General features: G+C 57.2%; 7 protein-coding genes and 7 pseudogenes. 10 read left to right on the top strand and 4 right to left on the bottom strand.

Annotated elements, in window-relative coordinates:
• Together NKJ23_RS31635 and NKJ23_RS31630 are read left to right on the top strand one after the other, a co-directional pair.
• Positions 1 to 564, top strand: a 564-nt coding sequence (locus NKJ23_RS31635; protein ID WP_352684613.1) for an alanine racemase, incomplete at its 5' end; no start/stop codon positions are given.
• An 823-nt stretch (positions 565 to 1,387) separates the two neighbouring features.
• Positions 1,388 to 1,906, top strand: a complete 519-nt coding sequence (locus NKJ23_RS31630) for an HAD hydrolase-like protein (RefSeq protein ID WP_352684611.1) — start codon at positions 1,388 to 1,390, stop codon at positions 1,904 to 1,906.
• 189 nt (positions 1,907 to 2,095) lie between these two features.
• On the opposite strand, the pseudogene NKJ23_RS34790 reads toward NKJ23_RS31630, so the two are convergent.
• Positions 2,096 to 2,168: pseudogene (locus tag NKJ23_RS34790) on the bottom strand (integrase core domain-containing protein); the annotation flags it as partial.
• A gap of 245 nt (positions 2,169 to 2,413) precedes the next feature.
• Between NKJ23_RS34790 and NKJ23_RS31620 the strand changes: the two are divergent.
• A pseudogene (locus NKJ23_RS31620) lies at positions 2,414 to 3,636 on the top strand (IS110 family RNA-guided transposase).
• A 13-nt stretch (positions 3,637 to 3,649) separates the two neighbouring features.
• On the opposite strand, the pseudogene NKJ23_RS31615 reads toward NKJ23_RS31620, so the two are convergent.
• Positions 3,650 to 4,202 (bottom strand): annotated as a pseudogene (locus NKJ23_RS31615) (DDE-type integrase/transposase/recombinase); the annotation flags it as partial.
• Positions 4,203 to 4,288: 86 nt separating this feature from the next.
• Here NKJ23_RS31615 and NKJ23_RS34785 point away from each other — a divergent pair.
• The 5 genes and pseudogenes from NKJ23_RS34785 to NKJ23_RS31595 form a co-directional block, all read left to right on the top strand.
• A pseudogene (locus NKJ23_RS34785) lies at positions 4,289 to 4,486 on the top strand (IS110 family transposase); the annotation flags it as partial.
• Positions 4,487 to 4,680: 194 nt separating this feature from the next.
• Positions 4,681 to 5,209: pseudogene (locus tag NKJ23_RS31610) on the top strand (DDE-type integrase/transposase/recombinase); the annotation flags it as partial.
• 450 nt (positions 5,210 to 5,659) lie between these two features.
• Positions 5,660 to 7,570 (top strand): MBL fold metallo-hydrolase, encoded by a 1,911-nt coding sequence (locus tag NKJ23_RS31605; RefSeq protein ID WP_352684609.1) that lies wholly within the window; start codon positions 5,660 to 5,662, stop codon positions 7,568 to 7,570.
• A gap of 151 nt (positions 7,571 to 7,721) precedes the next feature.
• Positions 7,722 to 7,794: pseudogene (locus NKJ23_RS31600) on the top strand (IS6 family transposase); the annotation flags it as partial.
• 54 nt (positions 7,795 to 7,848) lie between these two features.
• Positions 7,849 to 8,324 (top strand): annotated as a pseudogene (locus NKJ23_RS31595) (IS6 family transposase); the annotation flags it as partial.
• A gap of 179 nt (positions 8,325 to 8,503) precedes the next feature.
• On the opposite strand, the gene NKJ23_RS31590 reads toward NKJ23_RS31595, so the two are convergent.
• Positions 8,504 to 9,307, bottom strand: a complete 804-nt coding sequence (locus NKJ23_RS31590) for an IclR family transcriptional regulator (protein WP_352684607.1) — start codon at positions 9,305 to 9,307, stop codon at positions 8,504 to 8,506.
• Positions 9,308 to 9,400: 93 nt separating this feature from the next.
• Complete coding sequence (locus NKJ23_RS31585) at positions 9,401 to 10,909, bottom strand: MmgE/PrpD family protein (protein WP_352684605.1); 1,509 nt, start codon at positions 10,907 to 10,909, stop codon at positions 9,401 to 9,403.
• Between the two features lie 291 nt (positions 10,910 to 11,200).
• On the opposite strand from NKJ23_RS31585, the gene NKJ23_RS31580 reads away from it, so the two are divergent.
• Together NKJ23_RS31580 and NKJ23_RS31575 are read left to right on the top strand one after the other, a co-directional pair.
• Positions 11,201 to 12,340, top strand: a complete 1,140-nt coding sequence (locus NKJ23_RS31580; protein WP_352684602.1) for a M24 family metallopeptidase — start codon at positions 11,201 to 11,203, stop codon at positions 12,338 to 12,340.
• Positions 12,341 to 12,379: 39 nt separating this feature from the next.
• The gene (locus NKJ23_RS31575) at positions 12,380 to 13,483 is read left to right on the top strand and encodes an extracellular solute-binding protein (protein ID WP_352684600.1); all 1,104 of its coding nucleotides are present in this window, start codon (positions 12,380 to 12,382) and stop codon (positions 13,481 to 13,483) included.
• The last annotated feature ends 69 nt before the right edge of the window (positions 13,484 to 13,552 follow it).

Genomic DNA, 13,552 nt, shown 5'->3' with positions numbered 1-13,552 from the left:
GTCTGGCTAGGGGAGCGCTATCACTTCGATATGGTGCGGGTGGGCTCGGCACTTTACGGACTTAACAATGCCCGCATCCGGCCAAATCCTTTAAAGCCCGTTGTCAGCGTCAAGGCAAAAACACTCGAGGCGCGCAATGTAGCAAGGGGTGAGGCAGTTGGCTACGGTGCGACTTTTCGAACGGGCCGAGCCAGCCGCATAGCGATCGTCGGGATCGGCTATAAGCATGGCCTTCCATGGGCCTGCGCCAACAAGATATCCGTCCGGTTTGCTGGATATTCTGCTCCATTAGTCGGAAGGGTGTCCATGGAATACATAACAATCGATGTAACGGATGTTCCTGAAACGCTTTGTGGTCCGGGTACGAATGTGGAACTGCTGGGTGACGATTTCACCGTCGATGACCTTGCCGCGACCGCTGGAATTCATCCACAAGAACTACTCACGCGGCTTGGTGTCGGTTGCGCGAGGCGGTATCTGAATAGTTCTTCTGCATCTGGGGGATGCCGAGGCAATTTTACTAATGCGGGCCATGGCCACGATCCGTGCGCCATCCGTGGCTAGAGTAAAGAGGCCAGACTGCATTGCTTCAATATGGTTATAGTAAGGGGCTTCTCTTTGTCACGATCTCTGCAGTCGCGTGGAGCACCGCCGAGTTGTTCGTCAGGGTTCTGCCTCTTGACGCTTGGACAATTTTGTTTTGGCGCAGTCTGTTTGCAGAGGCGTTCCTGGCAATTCATCTCTTTGTAGATGGGCCAAGACATAGCTTTCGCCCAACAAGGTGAGGGGTGATTGTTGCAGCTTCGATGGCAATGGCCATGCTAGCGTTCATCCCCGCGTCTCAGTTAACCTCGATCGCCAAAACGTTGGGTACTTACTGGTAGTAACCGGACTCCAGCGCGCCCGCAACGCTGACGATTGGCTGTCTGAGGAGTTGCAGGAAGGCGTGAAAAGGAGTGAAGGTCAATGAAAATGTGCAAGCGCCGATCATAATTGAAGGCATTGCGGCGGTCGTACAAAAGTATCGTGCCGTCGTTCTGGGTGTGTGGGGCGTATTGCACGACGGGAAAGTTGCCTTTCCTCACGCGATCGCTGCCATGAATGCTCTGCGAAATAGGCAAGCGTGATATCTGTCTCCTGTCCAACTCCCCCCGTCGTGCCTACCAAGTTGCTCAACATTTGAAGTCGATGGGTATAGAGCAATCACAATATAACTATATCGTCACGTCCGGAGAGCTTGTTTACAAGGCGCTGGAGAATGCCGCAGACAATTGGCATAGAGCACTAGCAGCTTGCTACTTCCACATCGGACCTTCTGAGCTGGCGGGCTTGCTTCGGGGGTTAGATCGGTTCGAGGTCTTTTCACCTCGGGACGCCGACTTTATTTTTGACCACCGGGGGGAGCACTCAGCCGCCAGATGAAGTTGCGGCATTGTTGAAGGAATGTGCTTTGCGCAAACTTCTAATGGTCTGCGCGAATCCCGATCTGGTCGTTTTAGTTGGCGATCAACTTGTTGCTTGTGCGGGAGCGCTCGCCGAGCACTACGAAGCGCTGGGAGGGGAGGTTTTCTACCATGGAAAGCCGTATTCATCGGCTTACCAACTCGCCCTCGACCTCCTCGGCTACGAAAGACATGAAGTGCTCGCAGTCGGTGATTCGCTACGGACCGACGTTGCGGCTGGTCGAAACAAGGCATGGACGTGCTCTTCATCGCCAGCGGCATACATAAGGACGCTGCTGATCACTCCAAAGCAGACAAATTCCCCAGTGCGCTGCTCCAACAGTTCTTTGCGGGAGAGCCAGTCGTTCCCACGTTCGCTGCTTCCCTATTTAGGTGGTAGGAGAGGAAAGGTGTCGGGAACAACCACCCTTAGCAAGTTAGCCAGAAAAATCCAGGGTGGTTGATTGGCGGATCTGGCGCAAGCCGTTGAAATGCCTGGCATTTGGTTGCTTGACTCGATCCGAACCATTTCCCGGAAACCACACCGCCCGTCGCGGATTGAAGGTCCGTGCAAACTCGTTCGGCGTTTGCCATCCGATCTGCGAATGAGGCGCGCGTTGTTGAAGTTGGCGCCAGGGACGCGCGGGTCTGTGCGAGCGAGGTGAACAGCGTCTCGTTGAGCAGTTCGTCGCGCAGGCGGCCGTTGAAGCTCTCGATGAAGCCATTATCCGGCATGATGTTCTTGGTGCCATCGTTTGTTCGGTACGTCAGGTTCGTTAAGCTTGGCGCATCCGGGCCACGGGGCACCGGGAGCACGCAAGTGCGGGCAGGCCGTCGTATGCAGATGAACTGCGAGTTCGAGCACATTATCTGGCCGCCCCTACGACTCGCCCGGATGCGCTGCGAGCGCGGATCCGTATTTGTCGTGTTGCCCGCTCGCTCCCTGTTCGTGACCAACGATGGAGGGAACCGTGCGTATTATCGGCATGGACATACACCGCGTAGCCGCCGAGGTCGTGTCGTTGCTTGATGGCAAGGTCGTCAAGCTCGGCCGCGTTCAAATGCTGCGCAATAAGCTCGAGGAGTTCGCCAGGAAGGAACTCACCCACGATGATCATGTGGTGATCGAGGCCACGGGCAATGCTGCTGCCGTCGCTGAAGTGCTGTCGCCCTACGTCGATCGGATCGTGATCGCCAATCTCAAGCAGGTGCACATGATCGCGCACGCGAAGGTGAAGACTGACACGATCGACGCCACTGTCCTTGCGAAGCTCTACGCCTCCGGCTTTCTGCCGGAGGTCTGGGTTCCGGATCCGGGGACCCTTGCCCTCCGAAGACAGGTCACCAGGCGGACACAGCTGGTTCGCCAGCGTTCGCGGCTGAAGAACCTGATCCAGTCAATCCTCCACGCCCACCTGATCCCGCCGTGTCCGCATGGGAACCTCGTCGGAATCAGCGGGCGCAAATGGCTGACGAGGCAAATATTGCCTGCGGATGAGCGCGCCGCCATCGAGCGCCACCTCGGCTTGATTAACCAGATCAACGAGGCGTTGCGGTGGTCGAGGCGGATATCGCCGTACATGCCCTTCAGGATCCGACAATCCGCCGCCTGATGACGTTGCCCGGCCTCGACGTCACCGTGGCTGCGAGCGTTGCCGCGGCAATCGGCGACATAGGGCGCTTCAGCGATCCACAGAAGCTCGTTGCCTATCTTGGCCTCAATCCGAGCGTGCGGCAGTCCGGTGAGGGGCCAGCCTATCACGGGCGCATCACGAAGCAGGGCCGCGGCCATGCGCAGGGGATGCTGGTCGAGGCGGCATGGGCGGCGGTGCGATCGCCAGGACCTCTTCGCGCCTTCCACAAGCGGATCGCCTCGCGCCGCGGGAAGCACATCGCGGCCGTCGCCACTGCGCGCAAGCTCGCAATGATCATCTGGCACATGCTGAGCAAGGATACCGACTACATCTGGGCCCGGCCGGCCTTGCTCGCCCGCAAGTTCAGATCGGTCGAGCTGCGTGCCGGCCTTCCGACCAGCCATGCCAGACGCGGCACCGCCTTCGACTACAACATCCCGGCCAAGCGCGCCGAAGAACGATCCCGCGTCGAGAAGGCGGAAGCTGCCTATGCAGCAGCGACTTCCCGATGGCGAACGAGGCCGGAAAGGCAGAAGGCTGTGGAAAAAGCCGCCGAATGAGAAGAACGGGCTATTCTACAACATCCGTCTGCATCGCCTTGCCAGGCGCGATGTAGTGCGATTCGACACGGACCTGGTCGGCCCATGCCAGGATGGCGTTCGAGGTGAACTCGCCGCCATTGTTGCTGACCATCACTCGTCGGCCGGCCGCGCTCGGTGGCGAGCCGATCCAGCTCGCGCGCAACCCGTGCACCCGAGAGCGACGTGTCGGGCACCAGAGCCAGGCATTCCCGCGTGCAGTCGTCGACGACGGTGAGGATGCGCAAGCGGCGTCCGTCGGTGAGTTGGTCGGAGACGAAGTCGAGCGACCACCGCTTGTCGGGACGCAGCGGCACCAGCATCGGCGCCCTGGTTCCGATCGCCCGCTTGCGCCCGCTACGGCGGCGAACGGTCAGCTTCTCCTCGCGATAGAGCCGGAAGAGCTTCTTGTGGTTCACGACGCGTCCCTCGCGCCTCAACATCACGAGTAGACGCCGGTATCCGAGCCGGCGACGCTCCTCCGCGATCGCCTTCATCCGTGCGCGAAGCTCGCGGTCGTCGGGCCTGCTGGTTTCGTAGCGAACCGTCATGCCAACAGCCTATGGCTTAATGGGATGGTCCGCCCCGTCCTTCCGCAGCATCATCTCAGCAGTCACAACAAAGGAGGGTTGCAATGTCCCCACGCAATGTGCCGCGCCCTGCGGGCGTTTATGGAGTTGATATCGGCAAAAACGTCTTCCACGTGGTCGGCTTGGATCGCGACGGCGAGCCCGTCCAGCGAGCTCGTTTCCGACGCGATACGCTGCTTCAGTTCTTTGAGCGGGCAGCGCCTGCGATCGTGGGAATGGAATCGTGTGTCGATGCCGGCTCAATACTCCCCAGAAGTCCCATTTTAATCTCCCCCATTATAGCGAGGCCGCCGGTCCCCCGCCGCGGGCTCCGGGAGACCGGCGGCGCGTAATCGTTGATGCTTCTCCTGATGGTCGGGAGAGGGATTTCGATGACCAAGATCGGGGAGATGATGATGATACTGGATTTGCATCGGCAAGGCCTCGATGGCAAGGGACGGTTCGTCGGGGCGGTCCCAGCCAAGCGGCCGGGTGGGCTGAGATTCGCGCTCCCCTGCGCCGCCTCCTGCAATACGTTCGCCGCTTGAGCCGCAAGCAGCACAGCCGAAACGATGTTTGGCACCTGGCCGAGGTCGTCTCACCGTCGTCGGCAGGAAACACTGGTTGTGGCGCGCCGTCGACCGGGATGGCTATGTGCTCGACGAGTTCATCCAGAACCGCCGCAACATCAAGGCGGCCGAACGCTTGCTGACGCGGCTGTTGAAGAAGCAAGGCGTCGCGCCGAAGCGTATAATCACCGACAAGCTGCGCTCCTACGGAGCAGCTAGGGACCGGTGCCGTTGCGAAAACGGGAGCGAATGATGCAAGGCTTCCGATCACCAGGAAGCACTGCAACGCTTCGTTCCGATCTTCTCGGCTCTGCGCAATCTCGTCATCCCCCGCTCAAAACGCTCCGCTCTCTCGCTACATATACTCACCGCATGCAGGCCATTGCTGAATGGAAAGCTGTGGCCGCGTTCAGCTGACATCAGTGGCCGCAGGTCTCAAGGCGTTAATATGCAGACAACGTGACGTCGCCGTCGTCAAGTCCAGCACCGCCGGTTTCGCTTCTTCAGCAGCAGGGCCGTTGATCTCTCGGACCTCGAAAAGGAAATCTGCAAAATGTCGGGCAATGGCCATAGGGCTGCTGCCGGCTGCGAATACCGATTGAACGTTCTCCGTCCACAAATGTCATTATATGGAAATAACGTCTTGTAAATCCCATAATATGGGAGTACAGAATCGATGCTATGTCCAGCTGAGGCGTACGTCGGCGCCGTCGGCGGCCGGGGTGGCGTGAAGCTCGAGAAGCAGGTTCTAGTCACTGAGAGAATGATGCCGAGAACCTAACTAAGTGCCCGTTCGATGCTGCCTTGATCGCTTAATTATTAACGCTCAGATCTGAGCGAGACGTGCTCTGCTCACCAGGTATCCAGATGAACCTTGTCAAACACTCCGAGAATCTTTTCGAATTCAAAGATACCTGCAACGTTTTTGTGGTGAAAAGTGGCACGGACTGTGTCTTGATAGATACGGGGTCAGGCGCCGTGCTTGAACATCTTAAAAGTATCGGAGTGGACAGAGTTGTGTGGGTACTTCATACCCACCATCATCGTGACCAATGCTGGGGGACCCACATGGTGAGGGCGAGCGGCGCACACATCGCCGTTCCCGAATTCGAACGGCACTTGTTTGACGATGTTGAAGCGCATTGGCAAACCCGAGCAGTATTTGACAACTATAATGATACCAATACGTTTTTCTCCCTTGCACAAAATGTCCCGGTCGATGCGGTACTAGAAGACTACGAAAATTTCGTTTGGAACGAATACAGTTTCTACGTGTTGCCGGCCAAAGGTCACAGTTACGGCATGGTCACCCTAATCGCCGAGGTGGATGGGCAAAGAGTTGCTTTCACCGGCGACCTGATGGCAAGCGGTGGCAAACTGTATCAGCTCCATGCCATGGAGTACGCCTACGCCGATATGATCGGCGTGCAGTTCACTATGCAGTCCATACTTGCCCTAAAGAAGCAGCAAGTCGCGATCGCCTATCCGTCGCATGGCAAGGCCATTATCAACGTCAACGAGGACATTGTTGGGCTTGAGCAAAGGCTGGAAGCACTTGCTAACTTGGGCAGGCTATACACCTCAGGGCTAAATAGCAAATTCCCCGAGTGGCAAACGGTCCGCGAGAGCAGACTGCAGAAGATATCAGAACACTTGCTTTGGGGAGGGCCGTACACCTGCTCCAATTTCTATATCGTGCTTAGCGGGAGTGGACACGCGCTACTCATTGATTACGGCTTGGCTTCCGACGCACATCTCCATTTTGGGGTCGAGCACGAAGGCATACAGGCCCTGCGCTTTGTCGAACACCACCTCGATCAGCTGCGGGATGACTATGGCGTACACCATATCGAGGTCGTAATACCTACGCATATTCACGACGATCATACGTGTGGAATTCCATACCTTCAGCGCAACTTTGGAACCCAGTGCTGGGCCCTTGATTGTGTCGCGGAGGTAATCGCTAACCCGTCCGATTGGGCAAGTACGCCCTGCTGCTTCAACAAGCCAATCAGCGTATCAAAGGTGCTGCGTGATGGTGAAGTCTTCCATTGGCGAGGGCACGAGTTCGAAATCTACTACGCACCTGGCCAAACCGAGTATCACTCAATGATTCTTGGCTTGATCGACGGTAAGCGGGTCTTGTTTAGCGGAGACAACGTCACCCTCTGCAATCCCAGGACCGAGCACGTCAATCGTGATATTCCCGTCCAGACTAATATCATGCGTAATAGCTTCCAACTGGCAATGCACCGCCGTTGCGTTGAGGTGATGCACACAACACGCCCAGATTTTCTCTGTCCAGGTCACGGGGAATTAATCCAGATGGATAATTTTCGGCTCACAGAGTACTTGGACTACGTTGAAAGGAAGGAAATTTCCTTTCGCGAGGTTGTCAACGAACCTGCAGATCACTTTATCGATTTATTTTGGGCTCGCATGCTTCCTTATGTTGCCCAAGTACCTCCGAGCAGCGAAGTCATCTACACAATTAAGGTCCGCAACAATCTTGACCGCGCTGCCGTATACAGCGCTCGACTTCTGCCGGCGCCGGACTGGGTCTGCCGCCAGGGCATGCGAAGCGTTGCTCTTGGGCCGTCAGAACACGGTGAAATTGTCTTCACGGCTGTTGCACCGGCAGATGTGGATCCAAAACGGAGGCTTATGACCGCCGAGATCCTCATCGATGGATTATCGTATGGGCCAATCTGTGAGGCTCTCGTCTCGGTTTCAGGCAAGGGATCGTCATCCGTGCCAATCCTCGTCGAAATGCGTTAGCCATATCACGACCACCAGCAAACGACGATCCAGACTCCGGCGGATATTGAACCGGACTGACAACCGCTTTGGCCGGGGATCTGTTCCAACCTTTTGATCACCAGCGCTGTGGCATGGAAGCCTTCGATCATTTCGGAAGCTTGCAATGTTCCGCAAGCGTAGCGTGACCGGCAAAATGGCATCTCGACGAGACTTACATCAAGGTCCGCGGCCATTGGATATATCCAGCGTTATCAATTTAACTCGCGTTCAGGGATTTGCCGCATGGACCCGATGGCATGAATACCGCGACCGTCAGCGACAAGCGCCATCGTTTCCCGCCTCAGATCATCGCCCATGCAGTCTGGCTCTATTACAGATTCCCCTTGAGCCTGCGTCTGTCGAGGAAATGCTGCTGGAGCGGGGGATCGTGGTTTCCTATGATATGAGACAATCCGCCGGTGGGCATCAAATCTGGTCCGGATTACGGTCGCCGCTTGCGCCGCAAGCAGCACAGCCGAAACGATGTCTGGCACCTGGACGAGGTCGTCTCACCGTCGTCGGCAGGAAACACTGGTTGTGGCGCGCCGTCGACCAGGATGGCTTTGTGCTCGACGAGTTCATCCAGAACCGCCGCAACATCAAGGCGGCCGAACGCTTGCTGACGCGGCTGTTGAAGAAGCAAGGCGTCGCGCCGAAACGCATAATCACCGACAAGCTGCGCTCCTACCGAGCAGGCAGGCGACCGGTGCCGTTGCGAAAACGGGAGCGAATGGGAATGGAAAGCCGTGGCCGTGTTCAGCTGACTCAGGGGCCGCAGGTCTCAACGCGTTTATATGCAGACAACGTGGCATCGCCGTCAATCGGCTTTGTACTGCAGGGGCTCGCGATCCAGTGCGTCCTGTCATCCAGGGCGTGCGTCTCAATAGCTTTTCCTCTCTCAAGTTTGCCAGCTTAGCTGGCAATCGAAATATCGTGTGGGTTCATCGTGCGTTCGATTTCGTCGATTTCACGTCGCAGAATCTGAACGAAGTCGCCTACGCTGCTCCTCCGCAGCCTTGCGCTAGTCATGTTGATGGCGAGCGCGCCTGCTACATTTCCGCTTTCCAGGATGATTGGCACCGCTATTGCGGAAATTCCTTCCACAAGGTGCCCGTCATCGACGGCATAGCCGCGCCTGCGAATATCTGGCAGCGCATGCCTGATCTCGTCCGCTGTCAATCCATGGTAGCGCTCGAATTGTGGTGCGTTGGTTTCTAGAATGACCTCGGCCTGGTTTGGTGGCAGCATGGCCAAGATCGCTTGGCTAGCGGGGCCAACCCCAAGGGGTATCTGGCCACCGACCTGTCCCGTGAGGCTGTCGATCCGGTAGCCACCGTCCTGTCGGTCGACGCAGACGGTGTTGAAGCCGTTGCGAGCCATAAGAAAAACAGTATCACCCGTTTCGGCCGCAATACGCAGCAAAGCAGGATGACAGACCCGCCGCATACCCGTGGTGTCCGCGGCTTTGGCTCCGAGGGCAAATAAGGCCAGCCCTAGTCTGTACCGCTTTGTTGTCTCGTCGCGCTCGATGTAGCGATGCCGCTCAAGGCCGCTGATGATGCGATGTGCCGTCGACATATTTAGGTCGAAGGCTTCGGCAATCTCGGAAACCCGCGCACCGCCACGGCCGAGCTCTCCAAGATGATTCAAAATAGCGATGGAACGATCGAGCAATTGCGTTCCGGTCGCCTTCTCCTCGCTTTCGGTCGTCTTCACGTGCACCTCGATCAACCAGCCGGCGGATCAAAACGATCCACAAGGTCGTCGCCCCATTATCACGACAGCTCTCAACGAGGCTAGCTACCGGGACTACCCGCTCTTTGCCTCGAGTGCAGGCTCGTCTATCGACGAAAGGCGCGGAATTGGTCGCTGCAAAGTTTCAATCAGCCTGCCAAGCTCGCCCTGTCGAAGATCCCGGAATGCTGCGAGAAAGATTTCCATATGCTGCTCTTCCACCCTGGGCGCTGCCACGATTCGAAATTTCTCCTCCAAAGTAGCCCAGCCCATCGCGTTTGTGGGCTCACCCATTGGGGCGAGAACCTCCTTAGACAGCCGTTCTTCCTTCGTCGCTATTACCACACGTGCTGGAACGGACTGCGGGAATGTCGCGTCAAAGCCGGGGTCGACCCGCAACTGAACTCGCCTCGCAAGTGCGATCGTACCGGAATCAGCTAAGTCCCTGTTCGTGATCTGCAAAAGCGCCTCGGCTCCTTTTGTCACCGCCATGGCCACGCAGAAGGGGACGCTATATTGGGCGGATTCCGTTGTGCGCGGCGCCACGTCGTTGTTCAGACGAAGTGCCCATGAAAACGTTTCTATTTCCATCGACTGTATTTCGGTGGCATGCAGCCCATGCTCAGCCTTAAGAGCCAGGACCGCATCGATCGCCGAATGCGCCCAACGGCAACAACCGTAAGGCTTGAAATAAATGCCGTTGATTGCCCACTCGGTTCCAAGCCCATCGAGGAGGCGACCGCGGTCGAAGACCCTTTCGTTGTCCAGTAGGTCGTCCGGCCCGGTAAAGCCCTGGGCCGCGAGTTCGACCGCAACGAGGGCTGTAGCGGTTGCCCATGGGATACCCTCTTTCACGTGGTTGCCCATCACCTTCGAGTATGCGACCGCAGAAAGGTTCGGCGCAGTCGAGCCCGCTATAGCAATGGCTTGCTCGATTGCGCGGGGCTCAAGACCGCGCAACCAAGCTGCCGCGGCGGCAGCGCCGTAGCCAACCCATGGGCCTGAAACGAGTGTCGTCAGGGTCGTGAAATCCCGCGAGGCAGCCACGCGGACGGCGATTTCATAGCCGAGCGCGATCGCGGGTAATATCCGGTTGGTCGGACATTTGCATTCCGCTGCTGTAGCCATAACAGCGGGAATAATCGACGCCCCGGGATGTCCAGCCGCTGCTCGATGACCATCATCGAGATCAAGGCTCGACGCACTCGTCGAATTAACAAAGGCCGCGCCGGCCGCACTGGTGCGGTGCTTGGTGAACCAAATTGGGGCATTTCCATGCTGCCAGATCATGAAGGCCGCATTTCGTGCTGCGACCGTCGCATCTTCATTGACGCCGGCGAGAGCAGCTGTCGTCAAGTCCAGCACCGCCGCTTTCGCTTGTTCAGCAGCAGGGCCGTTGATCTCGCGGACGTCAAAAAGGAAATCTGCAAAATGTCGAGCAATGGTCATGGAGCTGCTGCCGCCTTCGAACGAGATTGAACGTTTTTGATCGCAAACACCATTATATGAAAAAAAATGCTTGTAAATCCCATAATGTGGAAGTATGGAATAGCGATGGATGACGAGCTGGCTGAGTGGGACCAATGGCAGATCGCGCTTTAAGGCAGTTGGAAAGGTTGCGGGCGGCCGTTGCTGCCTCTGACCAGCATCCGGTTGTCCTTGATGAAGTTGAGACATCCGGACGACAAGCTTATCCTTGGTCGCGCAACCGGGATCAGGCCGGGTGCTCGTCGGTGGCGAGCATCGGCTCAGGCGGCCTTCACGGATCGCATGGTCAGGACGGCACCCTCCCGCTGACTACGCCTCGTTCCGCGAAGGCCGCCGCTTTCGGCTCTCTATTTCGACACTTTAAATGCACGTACATGGGATGAGCACATGACCGGGAACCGGCAAGCGTTTACAACCGAAGAGTTTAAGATGCGCGTGGCGCGGGTGCAGTCAGAAATGTCGGTGCGGGGCATCGATATTCTTTTGCTGCACGCTCCGGAGAATATCTACTACCTCACCGGACACCAAACATCAGGCTATTTCGCGTATCAGACCGTCGTGCTCGCTCAGACCGGTGACCCGCAACTGCTGTTGCGCCTGCTGGAAAAGGGCAATGTCGACGAATATTCGTGGCTCGCGGACGCCTCCACCTGGAAGGAGGGCGACGACCTCGTGGAAAAAACGCTCGCCTTGGTGCGCGATTTCGGTGCCGCCGGCAAATGCGTCGGACTGGAGAAGAAGTGCTGGTTTTTGACATCTGCAATCGCAGATGCACTGGCTAGTGGACTTAGCGATGCTAGCAGCATCGTGGATGCTAGCTTGCTTGTCGATCGCGTGCGGGTGATCAAATCACCTGCCGAGGTCGGCTACATCCGACGTGCAGCGCAAATCGCGGAGATCGAGCAGCAGGTCGCGTTTGCTACGATTTGCGACGGAGCCACGGAGGCCCAAGTGGCAGCGGCGGTTTTCGCGGCAGGCGTCAACGCCGGCTGCGAATACACCGGCCTGCCACACCACATCATGTCCGGATACCGCTACAATGTGTGCCACGCGAACTGGAGCCCGAAGATCATCCGGCGTGGCGAATTGGTACTCTTCGAGCTCTACGGGTGTCTCGAGCGCTATCATGCAACCCAGATGCGCACGGTGGCCATCGGCCACGCGTCGGATGAGGTAAGGCAAGCCGCCGATATCGTTATAGCGGCTCAGGATGCCGGCATCGCTGCGATGAAGCCTGGTGCTTCAGCTCGGGAAGTCGACGCGCTGGTGCGAAAGCCGATCCGCAAAATCCGGCCGGAATATTACAACCGAACTGGCTACTCGACCGGTATCGGCTTTCCGCCCAAGACCGCCGAATGGGAAGCACTCGACTTCAACGAACATGAAGATTGGGAACTGAAGGAGGGCATGGCCTTCCACATGCTGGCGCTAGCCTGTGGGTTCGGCATCAGCGAGACGGTCGTCGTGACGAGCAATGGGGTTGAGCGCCTCACCGGCTCGAACAGGCGTGCACTTCTGATCAAGTGATCAGAAACTAAGAGGGGTTCTAACAAAGGGAGTAAGAGCATGATAGACAAAATCTTTAATATCCGCGTTGGCCGCAGAGGCTTTCTCGCTGGCTCGGCTGCAATGGCAGCCTCAGCGCTGCCATCTCCTCTCATCAAATCCGCCTCTTCACAGGAGTTTGCGGGAAAGCAGATTAGAGTCCTTACGTGGTCCGATCCGACTGGTCAGGCTGCCGTTAAGCACATCATGCAAACCTTCGAGGCAAAGACCGGCGCCAAGGTCATCGCCGACCTGACCGGCACCACCTCAGATATGATTGCGAAGATCAAAGCGTCCGCATCCAAGCCGCAATTTGATGTCGTCATCCTATCGGGGTTTGGCGCGGACGCTTTGGCCGAAGCCGGACTTCTAGAAAAGCCCGATACCAGTGCAGTCCCCAACCTGTCCCGCGTCGATTCCAAGTATCAAACCGGTGCCAATGGTCATGGGATTGGCTATTTCCTGTGGAGCGATGGCCTTATCTACAATACGAAGCGCTATCCTACCCCACCCAAGTCCTACGATGTACTCTGGGACCCGGCCAACGAGGGTAAGATCGTACTTCCCACACCGGACAATCTCAACGCGCTTGAGCTGATAATTGTAGCAGCGAAGGCCGCTGGCGGCGACCTCAAGAATCCTGACCCTGGGTTCGAACTGCTGAAAAAGCTCAAAGGTAAGAGCTTGGCCATCGCGACGAACTCGAACCAAATCGCCGACTTGTTCCGTTCGGACTCTGTGAATGCGGCAGGTGTAATATCCCCTCTAACGTTCTCGGCGTTCATTCCAAAGCCGGAGTTCAACATGGGTGGCACGTACGATCTGGCCGAAGGTTTCTTCGTGGATCTTCAGTACATGGTTGTCCCGAAAGGTCACCCAGGCGATGCTGCAACCGTGAATGCATTCCTTAACCACGCTCTTGATCCAGTGGTGCAAGGGAAGATGGCCGAAGAGGTCTGGTACGGTCCAATCAACCAAGATGCAATTTTGTCGGACAAGGCAAAGAAGAGCCCGTTCATTCCAAGCCCGGAAGTGATCAAGGAACGCGCCAACCGCCTGGATTCTGCCTTCCTTGCCTCGGTGCGCGACGACTGGATTCAGCGCTACACCGACGCAGTGATGTAAGATCAGGTTCGGTGTTGGGCCGTCACTCGGCCCAACACCGGCCCCCATCATTCCAAGAACGCTACCTTC

Source organism: Mesorhizobium sp. M0184 (assembly GCF_040322215.1).
GTDB lineage: Bacteria > Pseudomonadota > Alphaproteobacteria > Rhizobiales > Rhizobiaceae > Mesorhizobium.
This window is presented reverse-complemented; position numbering and strand designations above follow the sequence as displayed.